Raw genomic sequence first — 19,052 nt, 5'->3', positions numbered from 1 at the left:
GGCCAGGGGAGGCTGCTGACATGGAGCGCCTGACACGCCTTTTGGCTACGCTGACCCGTTGGGGGCTGGGCCTGTGTGCCCTGTTGCTGGTGCTGCTGGCATTGTACGTCAGCCTCGGTCGGGAACTGGTCCCGCTGGTGGCCGAATACCGTGGCGAGCTGGAGACCCGGGCCAGTGAAGCCTTGGCCATGCCCGTGCACGTTGGCAGCCTCGACGGGAGCTGGAGCGCCCTGGCGCCGATATTGGCGGCGCGTGACGTCGTGGTTGGCGACGGTGCCAATGCCTTGCACCTGGACCAGGTGCGCGTCGTGCCCGATCTATGGGACAGCCTGTTGACGCGTCAGGTGCGCATCGCTCATCTGGAAATCAGTGGGCTGAAGATCAGCCTCAAGGAAGGCGAAGACGGCAAGTGGGCCCTGGAAGGCCTGCCCGTGCGGGATGATCAGCCCCTCGATCCCCAACAGTTGCTGGACCGGATGCAGATCGTCTCGAAGCTGTCAGTGCTCGACAGCCAAGTTACCTTGCAACCCTTGGATCAGCCACCGCTGAGCCTGACCTACGTTGGCCTGAGCCTGCGCACCGGCCCCACGCGCCAACGATTGGACGTCCGCCTGACCCTGCCTGACGGCCAACCCGTGGCAATGAATGTGCGTACCCGGATCCGCGCCAGCGACTGGAAGAATGGCGAGGCTGATGCCTACCTGAGCCTGCCGCAAAGCGATTGGTCCCGATGGCTGCCGAAGCGCCTGACCCGACAATGGAATTTTTCCGAGATCAAGGCCGGAGGCGAGTTCTGGCTCAGTTGGGGGGCGGGCACCGTGCAAAGCGCGGCGGTGCGGCTGAACGCGCCGCAGCTGCAGGGCGCCTACGCTGATCGCAAACCGGTACAAATCCAGAACCTGGCCCTCAACGGCTACTTTCAGCGCGGTAGCCAAGGGTTCAATGCGACGCTCGACACCTTGGCGATGAGCCTGGGCGACACCCGTTGGGAATCACGCTTGCAGCTACAACAAAGCGACGCCACCGATAAAGCCGAGGAACGTTGGCACCTGGAGGCCGATCGTCTCGACCTGACACCGCTGACGCCGTTGCTCAATGCCTTGGCGCCGTTGCCCGAGGGCCTCGCCACGACGATTGATCGGCTCAAGGTGACCGGTGGCCTGCGTAACGTGCTGGTGGACTTCCGTCCACAGAACACCGGCGACCAGAAAGTCAGCTTTGCCACCAACCTGGATACGGTGGGCTTTGACGCTTATCACGGTGCTCCGGCGGCGCGCAACGTTTCCGGCAGTCTCAGCGGTGACCTGGGCGGCGGCGAACTGCGCATGGACAGCAAGGATTTCTCCCTGCATCTGGCGCCGATCTTCGCCAAGCCCTGGCAATACCTGCAAGCCAACGCCCGGTTGACCTGGAAGCTCGACAAGCAGGGCTTCACCCTGATCGCGCCCTACCTGAAGGTGTTGGGGGAGGAAGGCCGGATTGCCGGCGATTTCCTGATTCGCCTGCATTTCGACCACAGCCAGGAAGACTACATGGACCTGCGGGTCGGCCTGGTGGATGGCGACGGACGCTATACCGGCAAGTACCTGCCGGCCGTCCTCAGCCCGGCGCTGGACGAGTGGCTGCGCACGGCAATCGTCAAGGGCGCGGTGGACGAAGGTTTTTTCCAGTACCAGGGTTCGCTGAACAAAGGTGCCGAGGACGCAGCCCGCAGCATCAGCCTGTTTTTCAAGGTGCATGACGCCGAACTGGCCTTCCAGCCGGGCTGGCCTTCCGTCAGCAAGGTCAGCGGCGATGTGTTTGTCGAAGACAGTGGCGTGCGCATTTTCGCCAGCCAGGGGCAACTGCTCGATACCCAGGTGAAAGACGTTTCGGTGAACATTCCCCACGTGCCCACAGGGCAAAGTTCACATTTGCTATTGGACGGTGGGTTTGCCGGAGGATTGGGCGATGGGCTGAAAATCCTCCAGACCGCGCCTATCGGTACGGCCGAGACGTTCTCCGGTTGGGAAGGCGACGGTGCGCTGCAAGGCAGCGTGAAGCTCGATATCCCGCTGGTCAAAGGCGAGCAACCGAAAATCCTGGTGGATTTCGCCACCGACAAGGCCCGGCTCAAGCTAAGCGAGCCGGCGCTCGAATTGACCGAACTCAAGGGTGAGTTCCGCTTCGACAGCAGCAAGGGATTGAGCGGAAAGAACATTGCGGCCAGGGCGTTCGATCGACCTGTGGCTGCACAGATTTTTGCCGAGGGCCGCGCCGGTGCGCTCAATACGCGAGTGACGGCGTCGGGGCGGGTCGAGGTGAAGAAACTCACCGATTGGTTGAGCGTGACCCAGCCATTGCCTGTCTCCGGGGTGGTTCCGTATCAACTGCAGGTGATCCTTGACGGCGCTGACAGCCAGTTGTCGGTCAGCTCCAACCTCAAGGGTGTGGCGGTGGACTTGCCGGCACCCTTCGGGATGGCCGCCGATGTCGGGCGCGACACGGTGTTCCGCATGACGCTGCAGGGGCCGGAGCGGCGTTATTGGATCAATTACGGCGACCTGGCCAGCTTCACTTATGCCGCGCCGAGCGGGAAAGTCGCCGACGGACGCGGTGAATTGCTGCTGGGTTCCGGTGATGCAGTATTGCCTGGCGGCAAGGGACTGCGACTGCGGGGCACGCTGTCGGAACTGGACGTGAGCCCCTGGCAGGATCTGCTGGGCAAATACGCAGGCCAGGATCCTGGCGGCAGTGCCCGGCAAGTGCTCAGCAGCGCCGACCTGAAAGTGGGCAAGCTCACGGCCATGGGTACGACGCTGGACCAGGCTTCGGTGCAGTTGGACCGCAAACCGGATGCCTGGGCCCTGCGGCTTGACAGCCAGCAGGCCAAGGGCAGCGTCAGCCTGCCGGATGCGAAAGCCGCCCCGATCGGCATCAAGCTGGACTATGTGCGCCTGCCGGCTGTGGACCCGACGGTCCAGGCCGACGAAAACGCCCCGGATCCGCTGGCCACGGTCGATCCCAGCAAGATCCCAGCGATGGATATCGCCATCGACCAGTTGTTCCAGGGCCCTGATCTGATTGGCGCCTGGTCATTGAAGGTGCGCCCGACCGGCAAGGGCATCACATTGAACAACCTGGACATGGGCCTCAAAGGCATGGTGTTGAGCGGCAATGGCGCCTGGGAAGGCTTACCCGGTTCCACCAGCAGTTGGTACAAGGGCCGTATCAAGGGCAAGAACCTGGCTGATGTCCTGAAAGGGTGGGGGTTCGCGCCGAGTGTGACCAGCCAGGAGTTCCGCCTGGATGTGGACGGTCGTTGGCCCGGTTCGCCCGCCTGGGTTGCCACCAAGCGTTTCTCCGGCAGTCTCGATGCGTCATTGAGCAAGGGCCAGTTCGTTGAGGTTGAAGGCAGCGCCCAGGCTTTGCGGGTATTTGGCCTATTGAACTTCAACTCCATCGGTCGACGCTTGCGCCTGGATTTTTCCGACCTGTTCGGCAAGGGACTGAGCTACGACCGGGTCAAGGGGTTGCTGGTGGCGAGCGACGGCGTGTACGTCACGCGCGAGCCCATCACCCTGGCGGGGCCGTCCAGCAACCTTGAGCTCAACGGTACGCTGGACATGGTCACCGACCGGGTAGATGCCAAGCTGTTGGTGACCCTGCCGGTGACGAACAACCTACCGATTGCCGCGCTCATCGTCGGCGCACCGGCAGTGGGCGGGGCGCTGTTTTTGATCGACAAGCTGATCGGTGACCGCGTGGCGCGTTTTGCCAGCGTAAGATATGACGTCAAGGGGCCGTGGAAAGAACCGAAGATCAGCTTCGACAAGCCGTTCTGACAGGTTAACGCGAGTCCCTGTGGGAGCGAGCTTGCTCGCGATAGCGGTGGGTCAGCAAAGGAAATGTGACTGATACACCGCTATCGCGAGCAAGCTCGCTCCCACAGGGGCAGTGATGTAGAAAATGAGGGAAGCACCATGCCAGTCGCCGTGATTCAGATGGTCAGCCAAAGCGACGTGCTCGCCAACCTGGCTCGTGCCCGCGTCCTGCTGGAGCAGGCTGCGGCGGGTGGCGCGAGGCTGGCGGTGCTACCTGAAAATTTCGCCGCCATGGGCCGGCGGGACGTGGCGCAGATCGGTCGCGACGAAGCCTTTGGTCAGGGGCCGATCCTGCCCTGGTTGAAACAGGTCGCCCGTGACCTCAGGTTATGGATTGTCGCCGGTACATTGCCGTTGCCGCCCGTGGGCCAGCCCGAGGCCAAGGCCCATGCCTGTTCGTTGCTGGTGGACGACCAAGGCCAGATCGTGGCGCGCTATGACAAGTTGCACCTGTTCGACGTGGACGTGGCGGACAATCGCGGGCGTTATCGCGAATCCGATGACTATGCTTATGGCGGCAACGTGGTCGTTGCCGATACTCCCGTGGGCCGGGTGGGCCTGACGGTGTGTTATGACCTGCGTTTCCCTGAACTCTATAGCGAGTTGCGGGCCGCCGGAGCCGAGTTGATCACCGCGCCTTCGGCGTTTACCGCGGTGACCGGCGCGGCCCATTGGGACGTGCTGATCCGCGCCCGGGCCATCGAAACCCAGTGTTACCTGCTGGCGGCCGCCCAGGGCGGGGTGCATCCGGGACCAAGGGAAACCTTTGGCCATGCCGCGATTGTCGATCCATGGGGGCGAGTGCTGGCGCAACAGGATCAAGGCGAGGCCGTGTTATTGGCTGAACGCGACACTAATGAACAGGCGTCCATCCGGGCGCGCATGCCGGTGGCGAACCACCGGCGCTTTTTCTCGCAGGGCGCCCGACAGCGACCTGTCCAAGACAACGAATTCAAGGCGTAAAACATATGAGCGGGTTGTTGTCCTCAGTCAGTGAACACCTTTTGGCCCCCGGCGGCGTGACCCTGGAAAGCCTGCAAGGCGTGCTGGGCGACCTGGCCGGTCCGGGCATCGATGCCGCCGACCTGTATTTCCAAGGCCAGATCTCCGAGTCATGGTCGCTGGAAGACGGCATCGTCAAGGAAGGCAGTTTCAATCTCGACCAGGGCGTGGGCGTGCGGGCCCAGTCCGGGGAAAAGACCGGTTTCGCCTACAGCAATGCCATCACCCTCGAAGCCCTCGGCGCCGCCGCCCGTGCGGCTCGCTCGATCTCCCGGGCCGGGCAGAACGGCACGGTCCAGGCGTTCAGCAGCCAGGACGTGGCCCAGCTATATGCACCGGACAATCCGTTGGAAGTCATGAGCCGTGCCGAGAAAGTCGAGTTGCTCAAGCGCATCGACATTGCCACCCGCGCCCTTGACCCGCGTATCCAGCAGGTTTCGGTGAGCATGGCCGGGGTCTGGGAGCGAATCCTGGTGGCGTCGACCGACGGCGGCCTGGCGGCGGACGTGCGGCCGCTGGTTCGTTTTAACGTCAGCGTGATCGTCGAGCAGAACGGCCGGCGCGAGCGCGGCGGTCATGGCGGTGGCGGGCGTACCGACTACCGTTATTTCCTCAGCGAAGACCGCGCCATGGGCTACGCCCGCGAGGCGCTGCGCCAGGCGCTGGTCAACCTGGAAGCGATCCCGGCCCCTGCCGGCACGTTGCCGGTGGTGCTCGGCTCCGGTTGGTCCGGCGTGTTGCTGCACGAAGCCGTCGGCCACGGCCTGGAAGGTGACTTCAATCGCAAGGGCAGCTCGGCCTACAGCGGACGCATGGGCGAAAGGGTTGCCTCGAAACTCTGCACCATTGTCGATGACGGAACCCTGGCCGGCCGCCGTGGCTCCCTGAGCGTCGATGACGAGGGCACCCCGACCGAGTGCACCACATTGATCGAGAACGGCGTGCTCAAAGGCTACATGCAAGACAAGCTCAATGCCCGTCTCATGGGCGTGGCCCGCACCGGCAACGGTCGTCGCGAATCCTACGCGCACCTGCCGATGCCGCGCATGACCAATACCTACATGCTGGGCGGCCAGAGCGATCCGGCGGAAATCATCGCGTCGGTGAAGAAGGGCATCTATTGCGCCAACCTCGGTGGCGGCCAGGTGGACATCACCAGTGGCAAGTTCGTGTTTTCCACCAGCGAGGCCTACCTGATCGAAGATGGCAAGATCACCGCGCCAGTCAAGGGAGCGACCTTGATCGGCAACGGGCCGGAGGCGATGAGCAAGGTGTCGATGGTCGGGAACGACCTGGCGCTGGACAGCGGCGTGGGCACGTGCGGAAAGGACGGGCAGTCGGTGCCGGTGGGCGTCGGCCAGCCGACCCTGAAGATCGATGCGATTACCGTGGGTGGCACGGGTGCATGAGGATGCACCAGCTCCATGTAGAAGCTGCGTAGGAGCTGCGTAGGAGCTGCCGAGTGCAACGAGGCTGCGATCTTTTCCCCGACGCTTGAGTCTCAAGCGCAGGTCAAAGTCAAAAGATCGCAGCCTACGGCAGCTCCTACAGGGCCGGATGAAACTCAGCGCAGGCCGCGTTGAGTCTCGTCCAGCTCACGGATGTACTTGAAGATTTTACGGCTCGAGGCCGGTGGCTTGTTCTGCGCCAGTTCGTGCTGGGCCTGACGAATCAGGGAGCGCAATTGCTGGCGATCGGCCTCCGGGTAGTCGATGACGAATTTTTCCAAGGTGCCGTCGTCGCCTGCGATCAAGCGATCGCGCCAGCGCTCCAGGTTGTGGAAGCGTTCGTTGTACTGCCGGGTGGAGGCATCGAGTTGATCGAGCAGCACCAGGATGGCGTCAGTGTCCTGGTCGCGCATCAGTTTGCCGATGAATTGCAGGTGCCGTTTACGCGCGATATTCGCGGTGTGCTTGGGCGCATCGGCCAGGGCCCGGCGCAAGGCGTCGGTCAGGGGCAGCTTGGCCAGCAAGTCAGGCTTGAGTGTTGTCAGTCGCTCGCCGAGGTCAACCAGAGCATGCAGCTCGCGTTTGACCTGGGATTTGCTTTTTTCACCCTCGTAGAGGGAGTCGTCGTAAGAATCAACCATGGTGGCAGTCCGCAAAGAAACGCCGCCATGATAACCAGTCGGGGGCCGGTTGTCCGGCCCGGTCGCTCGAAGGCCAAGGGTTTGTACGAAAAAACGTCCAGGCGCTTTGCGTACAAAACCGTTACCGAAACAGAATTTGAGTGGAGAACACCATGAGTGCAGTTCAAAGCGTCGGCCCCCAGGCATTGCCGGCACTGCAGGAGCAAGTCGAGCAGATTCTCGCCGAGGCCAAGCGACAGGGCGCCAGAGCCTGTGAAGTGGCGGTATCGCTGGAGCAGGGCCTGTCGACTTCGGTGCGCCAGCGCGAAGTGGAAACCGTCGAATTCAACCGTGACCAGGGTTTCGGCATTACCTTGTACGTAGGCCAGCGCAAGGGCTCGGCCAGCACCTCGGCCAGCGGTCCGGACGCTATTCGCGAAACGGTCGCCGCGGCATTGGCGATTGCCAAGCACACGTCCGAAGACGAGGCCTCGGGTTTGGCCGATGCTGCACTGATGTGCAAGGATCTGAAGGACTTCGATCTGTTCCATGCCTGGGATATCACGCCTGAGCAAGCCATCGAACAAGCGCTGCGCTGCGAAGCCGCGGCATTCGACGCCGACAGCCGGATCAAGAATGCCGACGGCACGACGCTCAACACCCACCAGGGCTGCCGGGTCTATGGCAACAGCCATGGGTTTATCGGCGGTTATGCATCGACCCGCCACAGCCTCAGTTGCGTGATGATCGCCGAGGCCGACGGCCAGATGCAGCGCGATTACTGGTATGACGTGAACCGCCAGGGCACGTTGCTGGCGGACCCGGTCAGCATCGGCCAGAAAGCCGCCCAACGGGCAGCCAGTCGCCTGGGCGCTCGACCGGTACCGACCTGTGAGGTGCCCGTGTTGTTTTCCGCCGAATTGGCCGGCGGCCTGTTCGGCAGCTTCCTGTCGGCGGTGTCCGGCGGCAATCTGTATCGCAAGTCGTCGTTCCTCGAAGGTGCGTTGGGCCAGAAACTGTTCCCTGAATGGCTGACCATCGACGAGCGCCCACACCTGATGCAAGCCATGGGCAGTTCGGCGTTCGACGGTGATGGGCTGGCGACCTACGCCAAGCCGTTCGTGGAAAACGGCGAACTGGTGTCATACATCCTGGGTACGTATTCGGGCCGTAAACTCGGCATGCCGAGCACCGCCAATGCGGGCGGCGTGCACAATCTGTTCGTCACTCACGGTGAAGAAGACCAGGCGGCATTGTTGCGGCGCATGGGGCGTGGCCTGCTGGTCACCGAATTGATGGGCCATGGCCTGAACATGGTCACCGGGGATTATTCCCGTGGCGCGGCGGGTTTCTGGGTCGAGAATGGCGAGATCCAATTCCCGGTCCAGGAAGTCACTATCGCGGGGAACATGCGTGACATGTTCAAGCAGATCGTGGCGGTGGGGAGCGACTTGGAATTGCGCAGCAACATCCGCACCGGCTCGGTGTTGATCGAGCGTATGACGGTGGCGGGTAGCTGATATTCAGGGCCCGAAAAAAGGCGCGTCATCCATTTGGGTGACGCGCCTTTTTTTGTCGATTAGACCTCATGGCAAGATCGTTTTTATGGCGAGGGAGCTTGCTCCCGCTGGGTCGGTCCGACGCTCCGGGCGAAGCGACCCCAACATCTTGCGGCCGCTGCGCAGCCGAGCGGGAGCGAGCTCCCTCGCCACAAAATTACCTCGGATCCGGGGGGTTATTCCCCCTCGTCGAAATAATCGTTGATCAGCGCCACCAAGGCATCCATCGCCTCCTGCGCCTGTTCGCCTTCGGTGCTCAGGTGGATCTTGGTGCCCTTGCCAGCGGCGAGCATCATCATTGCCATGATGCTTTTACCGTCGACGGTGCTCTCGGGCGTGCGCCCGACACGAATGGTGGTATCAGGAAACTGACCCGCCACACCCACGAATTTCGCCGATGCCCGGGCATGCAAACCCAGCTTGTTGATGATTTCAATTTCCCGAGCAGGCATCGCGATGTGAATCCTTTAGCTGAGGTCGCGGTGGCGAACCTGGACGTTCTTCAGGGATTGTTGCAGGAGCTGACCCAGACGCTCGGTCAGGTAGACGGAACGGTGATGACCACCGGTACAGCCAATGGCGATCGTGACATAGGCCCGGTTGCTCGCTGCGAAGCGGGGCAGCCATTTGAGGAGGTAGCTGGAGATGTCCTGGAACATTTCCTCTACGTCCGGTTGGGCAGCGAGGTAGTCGACCACTGGCTGGTCCAGTCCGGACTGCTCGCGCAGCTCCGGTTTCCAATACGGGTTGGGCAGGCAGCGGACATCGAACACCAGGTCGGCATCGACCGGCATGCCACGCTTGAAACCGAACGATTCGACGAGAAACGCCGTTCCCGGTTCAGGCTGGTTCAGCAGGCGCAACTTGATGGTGTCGCGCAGCTGGTACAAGTTCAGGTGCGTGGTGTTGACCTTGAGGTCGGCCAGGTCGGCGATGGGGCCGAGCAGTTGGCTCTCGTCATGGATCGCTTCAGCCAGGGAGCGGCTGGCGTTGCTCAGCGGGTGGCGTCGACGGGTTTCTGAAAAGCGCTTGAGCAATGTTTCTTCGTCGGCATCCAGGTACAGCACATCGCATTGGATATGCCGGTTGCGAACTTCCTCGAGCAATTCCGGAAATCGCGACAGATGGCTGGGCAGGTTACGGGCGTCGATTGACACGGCGACCAGCGGTTGCGCGAGTTCGGTGTGGATCAGGGCGCGCTCGGCCAATTCCGGAAGCAGGCCTGCCGGCAGGTTGTCGATGCAATAGTAGCCGCTGTCCTCAAGCACATTGAGGGCCGTGCTTTTACCTGAGCCGGAGCGGCCACTGACGATGATCATGCGCATGTTTAATGGCCGTTCTGCTCGTCCAGGACTACCTGATACAAGGCTTCGTTGCTTGGGGCGCTGCGTAGTTTTTCGCGTACTTCCTTGCGATCGAGCATGCTGGCGATCTGGCGCAGCAGCTCCAGGTGCGCATCGGTCGCGGCCTCCGGGACCAGCAAGACGAACAACAGGTCGACCGGGGCGCCATCGATGGCGTCGAAATCTATGGGGGCTTCAAGGTGCAGCAGCGCGCTGATGGGCGAGGCGCAGCCCTTGAGGCGGCAATGGGGGATGGCAATGCCGTTGCCAAAACCGGTGGAACCGAGTTTTTCACGGGCAACCAATGCCTCGAAGACATCCTGCATTTCCAGATCCGGCACTTCGCGGTGGATCAGGTTGGCGATTTGTTCGAGGGCTTTCTTTTTACTGCCGCCCGGCGCGTTCACTTGGGAACGGCCGGGGGTCAGGATGGTTTCTAGTCGGATCATGGATTGGGGGGGTTAACGACCGGTTGCGCCCTGGAGGAGGCTCTGGGTCTTTTCCTTATGCTTTTTGAGTTGGCGATCCAGCTTGTCGGTCAGCAGGTCAATCGCGGCATACATGTCTGTGTGCTCTGCGTTGGCAACTACTTCTCCGCCGGGAATATGCAGCGTGGCTTCGATTTTCTGCAGCAGTTTTTCGACGCACATCGTGACTTGCACGTTGGTGATCTTGTCGAAATGCCTTTCCAATCGGTCGAGTTTTTCGCCGATGTAGGTGCGCAGGGGTTCGGTCACTTCCAGTTGGTGTCCACTGATGTTGACTTGCATACAGCTTCTCCTTCGTTGCCAGTGCATAAAGCGGCAGGCTGGGTTGCCTGCCACTGGAACGCTGTGGCGTGGCCTGTTACATCAACCGCTTGCGTTCGCTCGAAGGTGCGATCCCGAGGGATTCGCGGTATTTGGCGACGGTACGGCGGGCCACCTGAATGCCTTGTGCCTCCAGTAAACCAGCGATCTTGCTGTCACTCAACGGCTTTTTCTGATTTTCCGCGGCGACCAGTTTCTTGATGATCGCGCGGATGGCCGTGGACGAGCATTCGCCGCCTTCCGAGGTGCTGACATGGCTGGAGAAAAAATATTTCAATTCATAGATTCCCCGCGGGGTATGCATGAATTTCTGGGTGGTCACCCGTGAAATCGTCGACTCGTGCATGCCCACTGCCTCGGCAATGTCATGCAGGACCAACGGCTTCATCGCTTCATCGCCGTACTCCAGGAAGCCGCGCTGATGCTCGACGATCTGGGTCGCTACTTTCATCAGGGTTTCGTTGCGGCTCTGCAGGCTCTTGATGAACCAGCGCGCTTCCTGCAACTGGTTGCGCATGAACGTGTTGTCGGCGCTGGTGTCGGCGCGTTTCACGAAACCGGCGTATTGGGCGTTGACCCGAAGTTTCGGCACCGATTCCTGGTTGAGCTCCACCAGCCAGCGATCATTGTGCTTGCGCACGATCACGTCGGGGACAACGTATTCAGGCTCGGTGGATTCGATTTGCGAGCCGGGCCGTGGATTGAGACTTTGCACCAGCTCGATGACCTGGCGCAGCTCGTCTTCCTTGAGCTTCATGCGCCGCATCAGTTGGCTGTAGTCGCGGCCGCCCAGCAAGTCGATGTAGTCGGTGACCAGTCGCTTGGCTTCGGCCAGCCACGGTGTCTTGGCGGGCAACTGGCGCAATTGCAGCAAGAGGCATTCACCCAGGCTGCGGGCGCCGATGCCGGCGGGTTCAAACTGCTGGATGCGGTGCAGGACCGCCTCGACCTCATCCAGCTCGATGTCGAGCTCGGGGTCGAAAGCTTCGAGAATTTCTTCGAGTGTCTCGTCCAGGTAGCCCTGGTTGTTGATGCAATCGATCAGGGTCACGGCGATCAGGCGATCGGTGTCGGACATCGGCGCCAGGTTCAGTTGCCACAGCAAGTGGCTTTGCAGGCTTTCGCCGGCGGAGGTGCGGGTGGTGAAGTCCCACTCATCGTCATCGCCGCTTGGCAGGCTGCTGGCGCTGGTCTGGTAGACGTCTTCCCATGCCGTATCCACGGGCAAGTCGTTGGGAATGCGTTCGTTCCACTCGCCGTCCTCGATGTTATCCACCGTCGGGGCGGCTTCCTGATAGGACGGTTCCGGGATTTCGGCAGGGGTTTTCTGTTCGACGTTGTCGGCCAGCGGATCGGAGTTGTCGAAGTCGTCGCCTTCTTCCTGGCGTTCGAGCATCGGATTGGACTCCAGGGCCTCCTGGATTTCCTGTTGCAGGTCCAGGGTCGACAATTGGAGCAGGCGGATGGCCTGTTGCAGCTGCGGCGTCATCGTCAGCTGCTGGCCCATTCTCAAGACTAGCGATGGTTTCATGGCAGGGGCTTAACACCTTATTCGCCGGCGCACATGCGCCATCCACTACAAGGGCGCCGGAGCGCCAAACTTAAGCAAATTATATGCCTGAAACTGAGGTGTTTGCCTAGAGCGTCGCCACAATAAAATTGGCGACGCCCGGGCGATGCACCAGACATCTGTGCTTACAGGCGAAACTCGTGACCCAGGTACACTTCCTTGACCAGTTCATTGGCCAGGATGGTCGCGGAGTCACCTTCGGCAATCAGCTGGCCGTCATTGACAATGTAGGCCGTCTCGCAGATATCCAGTGTCTCGCGCACGTTGTGGTCGGTGATCAGCACGCCGATCCCCTTGGCCTTGAGGTGGTGGATGATCTGCTTGATGTCGCCCACCGAAATCGGGTCCACGCCGGCGAACGGTTCGTCGAGGAGGATGAATTTCGGCGCGGTGGCCAGGGCACGGGCGATTTCCACGCGGCGACGTTCGCCACCGGACAGGCTCATGCCCAGGTTGTCGCGAATGTGGCTGATGTGGAATTCCTGCAGCAAGCTTTCCAGCTCCTGTCGACGGCCGGCCTTGTCGAGTTCCTTGCGGGTCTCGAGGATGGCCATGATGTTGTCGGCAACCGACAGTTTGCGGAAGATCGACGCTTCTTGCGGCAAATAGCCGATCCCGGCCTTCGCCCGGCCGTGCATCGGCTGGTGGCTGACGTCCAGGTCGTCGATCAGGACGCGGCCCTGATCGGCCTGGACCAGGCCGACGATCATATAGAAGCAGGTCGTCTTGCCCGCGCCGTTGGGGCCGAGCAGGCCAACGATCTGGCCGCTCTCGATGGACAGGCTGACATCGCGCACAACCTGGCGGCTCTTGTAGCTCTTGGCCAGGTGTTGGGCTTTCAGAGTTGCCATTACTGGGCCTTTTGCTCGTCGGTTTTCTTTTTCGGCTGGATCACCATGTCGATACGCGGACGCGCCTCGGTGACCTTGCTGCCAGTGGCACGACCCGCGCTGGCCAGTTTCTTGACCGTGTCATAGACGATTTTCTCGCCTTGGGTCACGTTGTTGTCCTTGTCGACAACCTTGGCGCGGTCGATCAGGACAACGCGGTCCTGGGCGGCGTGATACTGGATGGTAACCCCATAACCCTGTACAGGCTTGGTGTCGCCCGCGGTTTGCAGTTGTTCGAAGTAGGCCAGGTTGCCCACCGAAGTCACCACGTCGATGTCGCCGGACTGGGTGCGGGTGATGGTCACGGTATTGCCGGTCACCTTCATCGAGCCCTGGGTGATGATCACGTCACCTTTATAGGTGGCGACACCGTTCTTGTCGTCCAGTTGCGCGTCGTCGGCCTGGATGCGGATAGGCTGGTCGCGGTCGTTGGGGAGGGCCCAGGCGCTCGCGCTTCCCAGTGCCGCGCCCAGACTGAGCAAAATAGGGAGGGTTTTAGCGAGCTTCATACTGTCCTCTTACTTTCGATAGCAGGTGTATCCTGCTTTCCTTCAAATACGCCTTCATTCCCACGCCGGTCGACACGCCGCCGGCGCCGTCGATTCTAACGGGTTGCTCGGTCTGCGCATATTCTCGTTGCGGAAAGACCGTCATGCGACTGCTGGTAATGATGGTCGTACGGTTTTTCTCATCGGTCCGGGCGATGCGTACCGAGTCGATCAGTTCGACTTCGGTGCCGCCGGGATTGACCTCGGCGCGCTCACTCTGCACATGCCACGGAAATTCGGTGCCGCGGAACATGTTCAGGTCCGGCTTGGTGACCAGCGTTATATCACTGGCCTTTACATGGTCGACTTTGTCAGACGTCATTTCGTACTGCACTTTGCCGTCTGGCAGGTATTGCAGGGTATGCGTATTGGTCGCATACCAATCGATATCGTTTTCCTCGACCTTGGTCGCGGATGGGTCAAGGAAGCGTTCCGGGCTGATGTTCCAGTAACCCACCGCCGCAAAAATCGCGGCGATGCAGCCGAACACCAGTAGGGTGCGAATCTTCTTGCTTAACATAAATGGCTCACAAGTACGCGGCGTTGGCCGCTTCGAGGTGGCCCTGGGCGTTCAGGATCAATTCACAGAACTCGCGGGCCGCGCCTTCGCCGCCCTTCGCGGTGGTGACGCCGTGGGCGTGCTCGCGTACGAAAGCGGCTGCGTTGGCCACCGCCATGCCCAGGCCGACCCGGCGGATCACCGGCAGGTCCGGCAAATCGTCGCCGAGGTAGGCAACCTGCTCATAGCTTAGATTGAGTTGGCCCAGCAGTTCGTCCAGCACCACCAACTTGTCTTCCCGGCCCTGGTAAAGGTGCGGGATGCCGAGATTTTTCGCTCGCCGCTCGACCACCGGGGTCTTGCGACCACTGATAATGGCGGTCTGGACGCCCGCGGCCATCAGCATCTTGATGCCTTGGCCGTCGAGGGTATTGAAGGTCTTGAACTCGCTGCCGTCTTCGAGGAAGTACAGGCGGCCATCGGTGAGTACACCGTCGACGTCGAAAACGGCGAGCTTGATGTTCTTGCCCCGTTGCAGCAGGTCGGTCGTCATCACATTACTCCAGCGCGAAGGAGGTCGGACAAGTTGAAAGCGCCGATCGCGCGATCCTCTTCATCCACTACCACCAGTGCATTGATCCTATGGTCTTCCATGATTTTCAGGGCTTCTGCGGCCAGCATGTCGGGGCGCGCAGTCTTGCCGTGAAGGGTCATGACTTCGTCGATGGTTGCGTTACGTATATCAATAGCGCGGTCGAGCGTGCGGCGCAGGTCACCGTCGGTAAAGATCCCGGCGAGCTTGCCGTCGGCTTCGAGGATAACGGTCATGCCCAGGCCCTTGCGGGTCATTTCCATGAGCGCATCCTTGAGCAGCGTGCCGCGTTGAACCTGCGGCAGCTCGCCTGCGCTGTGCATCACGTTCTCGACCTTGAGCAACAGGCGACGGCCCAGGGCGCCACCGGGATGGGAGAAGGCGAAATCCTCGGCGGTGAACCCGCGGGCCTCCAGCAGGGCCACGGCCAGGGCATCGCCCATGACCAGGGCCGCCGTGGTGGATGAGGTCGGCGCCAGGTTCAAGGGGCAGGCTTCGTGCTCGACATGAACATTGAGGTTCACCTCGGCTGCCTTGGCCAGCGGTGAATCCGGATTGCCGGTGACGCTGATCATCTGGATGCCCAGCCGCTTGATCAATGGCAGCAATGTGAGGATTTCATTGGTCGAGCCCGAGTTGGACAGTGCCAGGATGACATCGTCCCGGGTGATCATGCCCATGTCGCCGTGGCTGGCTTCGGCGGGGTGAACAAAAAAAGCCGTGGTGCCGGTGCTGGCCAGCGTGGCGGCAATCTTGTTGCCAATGTGGCCGGACTTGCCCATGCCGACCACGACCACACGGCCCTTGCTGGCCAGAATCATCTCGCAGGCGCGTACGAAATCAGCGTCGATACGGGGCAACAAGCCTTGTACGGCTTCAAGTTCGAGGCGGACAGTACGTTGTGCCGATTGAATCAGGTCGCTGGATTGGTTCATGTCAGATCGTATAGCCCAATGAAAAGGCGGCGATTATAGCGGTAATGAACGATTCCCTCACGTTAGTTCGTCACGCGTTTGCTCGAACGGCGCGAGGCCGGACATAAAATGTGGCGTTTTACCTTAAGCCGGGCTTAACGGGCCGGGTGTTGGCCTTGGGCGCCTGATGGTTGCAGTGATATAGTTCGCCGCCGGTTCGTGTGCCCGGCGGTACCGGCGTCTGTCGATTGGGGCCGGGGCACTCGAATATGAGGCTGCATCGCAAGGAGTTTAGATGAGTGCCGACAACGCCTACGCGGTCGAGCTGAAGGGACTGTCCTTCAAGCGAGGGACGCGCAGCATTTTCAATGACATCGATATTCGCATCCCGCGCGGTAAGGTGACCGGCATCATGGGACCTTCCGGGTGCGGAAAGACAACGCTGCTGCGACTGATGGGCGCGCAACTGCGTCCCAGTGCCGGCGAAGTCTGGGTCAATGGCCAGAACCTTCCGAAATTGTCTCGCAGTGATTTGTTCGATGCGCGCAAGGACATGGGGGTGCTGTTCCAGAGCGGCGCTCTGTTTACCGACCTCGATGTGTTCGAGAACGTGGCGTTTCCCCTGCGGGTCCATACCGAGCTGCCGGAGGAAATGATCCGCGACATCGTTCTGCTCAAATTGCAGGCAGTCGGGCTGCGCGGCGCCCTGGAACTGATGCCGGACGAGCTGTCGGGCGGCATGAAGCGTCGGGTTGCCTTGGCGCGGGCGATTGCCCTCGACCCGAAAATCCTCATGTATGACGAGCCCTTCGTTGGGCAGGACCCCATTGCCATGGGCGTGCTCGTGCGCCTGATTCGCTTGCTGAACGATGCGCTGGGCATCACCAGCATTGTGGTTTCCCATGATTTGGCCGAAACCGCCAGTATTGCCGACTATCTCTATGTCGTCGGTGATGGCCAGGTGCTGGGGCAGGGCACGCCGCAGGAATTGAAGGATTCGGACAACCCGCGCATTCGCCAATTCATGAAGGGGGACCCGGACGGTCCGGTGGCGTTCCATTTTCCGGCCACGGATTACCGTACCGACTTGCTGGGGAAGCGCTGATGCGCAAGAAATCGTTAATCGAAAGAATTCGCTTGTTCGGTCGCTCCGGCATCGACGTGGTGGCGGTGCTTGGGCGTTCCTCGCTGTTCCTGATGCACGCCTTGCTCGGCCGCAATTCGACCGGCGGAGGTTTCGGCCTGCTGGTCAAGCAACTGCATTCGGTGGGGGTGATGTCCCTCGTCATCATCGTCGTCTCGGGGATTTTCATCGGCATGGTATTGGCGCTCCAGGGCTTCAGTATCCTGTCCAGCTATGGATCGGAGCAGGCGGTCGGGCAGATGGTTGCGCTGACACTGTTGCGCGAGCTTGGCCCGGTGGTGACCGCACTGCTGTTTGCCGGGCGTGCCGGATCGGCGCTGACCGCGGAAATCGGCAACATGAAATCCACCGAGCAGTTGTCCAGCCTGGAAATGATCGGTGTCGATCCACTCAAATACATCGTTGCCCCGCGCCTGTGGGCCGGCTTCATTTCCCTGCCGGTGCTGGCGATGATCTTCAGCGTCGTGGGGATCTGGGGAGGCTCGTGGGTCGCCGTCGATTGGCTGGGGGTCTATGAAGGCTCCTACTGGTCCAACATGCAGAACAGCGTCGACTTCCTCGACGATGTGCTCAACGGTGTCGTCAAGAGTGCCGTATTCGCTTTCGTGGTCACCTGGATCGCCGTGTTTCAAGGTTATGACTGTGAGCCCACGTCAGAGGGGATCAGCCGTGCCACAACCAAGACCGTGGTCTACGCCTCGTTGGCCGTACTGGGCCTTGACTTTATTCTGACCGCCTTGATGTTTGGAGATTTCTGATGCAAAACCGCACCCTGGAAATCGGTGTCGGCCTTTTCTTGCTGGCTGGCATCCTGGCTTTGCTGCTGCTGGCCTTGCGGGTCAGTGGACTGGCGCCAACCGCGAGCACCGATACTTATAAACTTTATGCTTATTTTGACAATATCGCCGGTTTGACGGTCAGAGCCAAGGTGACCATGGCCGGTGTGACAATCGGCAAGGTCACGGCAATCGATCTGGACCGCGACAGTTTCACGGGCCGGGTGACGCTGCAGTTGGAAAAGCGCGTGGATAATCTGCCGACCGACTCCACTGCATCTATCCTCACCGCTGGGCTGTTGGGTGAGAAATACATCGGCATCAGCGTGGGCGGGGAAGACACCCTGCTCAAGGACGGCGGGACCATCCACGATACGCAGTCGTCGCTGGTGCTCGAGGACCTGATCGGTAAATTCCTGCTCAATACCGTTAGCAAAGACGCCAAATGAGGAGCTTTTGAATGATCTCTATCCTGCGACGCAGCCTGCTGGTCCTGTTGGCGGCCCTGCCGCTGATGGGCAATGCCATGGCGGCGCCTTCGGCGCACGACATCATCCAGGACACCACCACTCGATTGCTGGCGGACCTTGCCGCCAATAAAGAAAAATACAAGCAGGACCCAAGCGCGTTCTACGACGCGCTGAATGGCATCGTCGGCCCCGTGGTAGACGCTGATGGCATCTCCAAGAGCATCATGACCGTCAAGTACTCGCGCAAGGCAACCCCGGCGCAGATGACCCGCTTCCAGGAGAACTTCAAGCGCAGCCTGATGCAGTTCTATGGCAACGCCTTGCTGGAATACAACAACCAGGGCATCACCGTTTCGCCGGCCAAGGATGAAAGCGGCACCCGCACCAGCGTCGACATGCAGGTCAAGGGCAACAATGGCGCCGTTTATCCTGTGTCCTACACACTCGAGAAGATCAATGGCGAGTGGAAAGTACGCAACGTGATCATCAATGGCATCAACATCGGCAAGCTGTTCCGTGACCAGTTCGCCGACGCCATGCAGCGCAACGGCAATGACCTGGACAAGACCATCGATGGCTGGGCCGGTGAAGTCGCCAAGGCCAAGGAAGTGACCGAAGAAGCCAAAGAGAAGCAGGAACAATGAACGAGTCGGTGAGCGAGTCCGACATTCGCCTGGGCGAGGCCGGCGAGCTGCTGCTCAGCGGCGTGCTGGACTACCGCACCGGCCCGGGTTTGCGCAAGCAGGGCCAGGCGTTGATCAAGTCGGCAAAAGCAGCCGAGCTGGTGATTGATTGCTCAGCCGTGCAGAAGTCCAGCAGCGTCGGACTGTCGCTTTTGCTGTGTTTCATGCGCGATGCCCAGGCCGCCGGCAAGACATGGAGCATCCGAGGGATGCCCGAAGACATGCGCGAGATAGCCCAGGTCAGCGAATTGACCGAGCTGTTGGCGCACCCCTGATCCACATCGTTGAAAAGCCCCCCGTCAGAGTCCTGCTTCGCGGGGTT

General features: G+C 60.9%; 20 protein-coding genes. 9 read left to right on the top strand and 11 right to left on the bottom strand.

Annotated features, from left to right (window positions below):
- Window positions 1-20 precede the first annotated feature (20 nt).
- The 3 genes from M8Q45_RS20390 (at window position 21) to tldD (ending at window position 6,274) form a co-directional block, all read left to right on the top strand.
- Window positions 21-3,824, top strand: a complete 3,804-nt coding sequence (locus tag M8Q45_RS20390) for a YhdP family protein (RefSeq protein ID WP_249876148.1) — start codon at window positions 21-23, stop codon at window positions 3,822-3,824.
- Between the two features lie 138 nt (window positions 3,825-3,962).
- Complete coding sequence (locus tag M8Q45_RS20385; RefSeq protein WP_249876147.1) at window positions 3,963-4,826, top strand: carbon-nitrogen hydrolase family protein; 864 nt, start codon at window positions 3,963-3,965, stop codon at window positions 4,824-4,826.
- Window positions 4,827-4,831: 5 nt separating this feature from the next.
- Window positions 4,832-6,274, top strand: coding sequence for a metalloprotease TldD (gene tldD / locus M8Q45_RS20380; protein WP_249876146.1), 1,443 nt, complete (start codon window positions 4,832-4,834; stop codon window positions 6,272-6,274).
- Window positions 6,275-6,429: 155 nt separating this feature from the next.
- On the opposite strand, the gene yjgA is transcribed toward tldD, so the two are convergent.
- Entirely contained in the window at window positions 6,430-6,954 is a 525-nt protein-coding gene (yjgA, locus tag M8Q45_RS20375) for a ribosome biogenesis factor YjgA (protein ID WP_014336624.1), read from the bottom strand.
- A gap of 152 nt (window positions 6,955-7,106) precedes the next feature.
- On the opposite strand from yjgA, the gene pmbA reads away from it, so the two are divergent.
- On the top strand, window positions 7,107-8,453 hold the full coding sequence (pmbA, locus tag M8Q45_RS20370; protein WP_249876145.1) for a metalloprotease PmbA: 1,347 nt from the start codon (window positions 7,107-7,109) through the stop codon (window positions 8,451-8,453).
- A 215-nt stretch (window positions 8,454-8,668) separates the two neighbouring features.
- On the opposite strand, the gene M8Q45_RS20365 is transcribed toward pmbA, so the two are convergent.
- The 10 genes from M8Q45_RS20365 to M8Q45_RS20320 form a co-directional block, all read right to left on the bottom strand.
- Window positions 8,669-8,944, bottom strand: coding sequence for an HPr family phosphocarrier protein (locus tag M8Q45_RS20365; protein WP_249876144.1), 276 nt, complete (start codon window positions 8,942-8,944; stop codon window positions 8,669-8,671).
- A 15-nt stretch (window positions 8,945-8,959) separates the two neighbouring features.
- Window positions 8,960-9,817 carry an RNase adapter RapZ gene (gene rapZ / locus M8Q45_RS20360; RefSeq protein ID WP_030139850.1) on the bottom strand — a complete coding sequence of 286 codons (858 nt, stop codon included), beginning with the start codon at window positions 9,815-9,817 and terminating at the stop codon, window positions 8,960-8,962.
- A 2-nt stretch (window positions 9,818-9,819) separates the two neighbouring features.
- Window positions 9,820-10,284, bottom strand: a complete 465-nt coding sequence (gene ptsN / locus M8Q45_RS20355) for a PTS IIA-like nitrogen regulatory protein PtsN (protein ID WP_030139851.1) — start codon at window positions 10,282-10,284, stop codon at window positions 9,820-9,822.
- 12 nt (window positions 10,285-10,296) lie between these two features.
- A complete protein-coding gene (hpf, locus tag M8Q45_RS20350; protein ID WP_030139852.1) occupies window positions 10,297-10,605 on the bottom strand; it encodes a ribosome hibernation-promoting factor, HPF/YfiA family in 309 nt (102 codons plus the stop codon).
- Between the two features lie 76 nt (window positions 10,606-10,681).
- A complete protein-coding gene (locus M8Q45_RS20345) occupies window positions 10,682-12,175 on the bottom strand; it encodes an RNA polymerase factor sigma-54 (protein WP_030139853.1) in 1,494 nt (497 codons plus the stop codon).
- Between the two features lie 164 nt (window positions 12,176-12,339).
- A complete protein-coding gene (lptB, locus tag M8Q45_RS20340; RefSeq protein WP_030139854.1) occupies window positions 12,340-13,065 on the bottom strand; it encodes an LPS export ABC transporter ATP-binding protein in 726 nt (241 codons plus the stop codon).
- Window positions 13,065-13,613, bottom strand: coding sequence for a lipopolysaccharide transport periplasmic protein LptA (gene lptA, locus M8Q45_RS20335; RefSeq protein WP_030139855.1), 549 nt, complete (start codon window positions 13,611-13,613; stop codon window positions 13,065-13,067). Before lptA ends, lptB begins: the two co-directional genes overlap by 1 nt.
- Entirely contained in the window at window positions 13,600-14,172 is a 573-nt protein-coding gene (gene lptC, locus M8Q45_RS20330; RefSeq protein ID WP_249876143.1) for an LPS export ABC transporter periplasmic protein LptC, read from the bottom strand. Before lptC ends, lptA begins: the two co-directional genes overlap by 14 nt.
- A 7-nt stretch (window positions 14,173-14,179) precedes the next feature.
- Window positions 14,180-14,704 (bottom strand): KdsC family phosphatase, encoded by a 525-nt coding sequence (locus tag M8Q45_RS20325; RefSeq protein WP_030139857.1) that lies wholly within the window; start codon window positions 14,702-14,704, stop codon window positions 14,180-14,182.
- On the bottom strand, window positions 14,704-15,678 hold the full coding sequence (locus M8Q45_RS20320; RefSeq protein ID WP_249876142.1) for a KpsF/GutQ family sugar-phosphate isomerase: 975 nt from the start codon (window positions 15,676-15,678) through the stop codon (window positions 14,704-14,706). Before M8Q45_RS20320 ends, M8Q45_RS20325 begins: the two co-directional genes overlap by 1 nt.
- Window positions 15,679-15,952: 274 nt before the next feature.
- On the opposite strand from M8Q45_RS20320, the gene M8Q45_RS20315 reads away from it, so the two are divergent.
- From M8Q45_RS20315 to M8Q45_RS20295, 5 genes are read left to right on the top strand one after another with little or no spacing between them, the layout of a single operon-like run.
- Window positions 15,953-16,762 (top strand): ATP-binding cassette domain-containing protein, encoded by an 810-nt coding sequence (locus M8Q45_RS20315; RefSeq protein WP_249876141.1) that lies wholly within the window; start codon window positions 15,953-15,955, stop codon window positions 16,760-16,762.
- Window positions 16,762-17,559 (top strand): lipid asymmetry maintenance ABC transporter permease subunit MlaE, encoded by a 798-nt coding sequence (gene mlaE / locus M8Q45_RS20310; RefSeq protein ID WP_249876140.1) that lies wholly within the window; start codon window positions 16,762-16,764, stop codon window positions 17,557-17,559. The genes M8Q45_RS20315 and mlaE overlap by 1 nt, the downstream gene beginning before the upstream one ends.
- Window positions 17,559-18,026, top strand: coding sequence for an outer membrane lipid asymmetry maintenance protein MlaD (gene mlaD / locus M8Q45_RS20305; protein WP_030139861.1), 468 nt, complete (start codon window positions 17,559-17,561; stop codon window positions 18,024-18,026). Before mlaE ends, mlaD begins: the two co-directional genes overlap by 1 nt.
- A gap of 11 nt (window positions 18,027-18,037) precedes the next feature.
- Window positions 18,038-18,691, top strand: a complete 654-nt coding sequence (locus tag M8Q45_RS20300; protein WP_181287600.1) for an MlaC/ttg2D family ABC transporter substrate-binding protein — start codon at window positions 18,038-18,040, stop codon at window positions 18,689-18,691.
- 8 nt (window positions 18,692-18,699) lie between these two features.
- The gene (locus M8Q45_RS20295; protein ID WP_249877367.1) at window positions 18,700-19,005 is read left to right on the top strand and encodes an STAS domain-containing protein; all 306 of its coding nucleotides are present in this window, start codon (window positions 18,700-18,702) and stop codon (window positions 19,003-19,005) included.
- The last annotated feature ends 47 nt before the right edge of the window (window positions 19,006-19,052 follow it).

This window comes from Pseudomonas sp. T1.Ur (assembly GCF_023516725.1).
GTDB classification, from domain to species: Bacteria; Pseudomonadota; Gammaproteobacteria; order Pseudomonadales; family Pseudomonadaceae; genus Aquipseudomonas; species Aquipseudomonas alvandae.
Note: the sequence above shows the minus strand (reverse complement) of the source record. Positions and strands in the feature narration are given on the sequence as shown.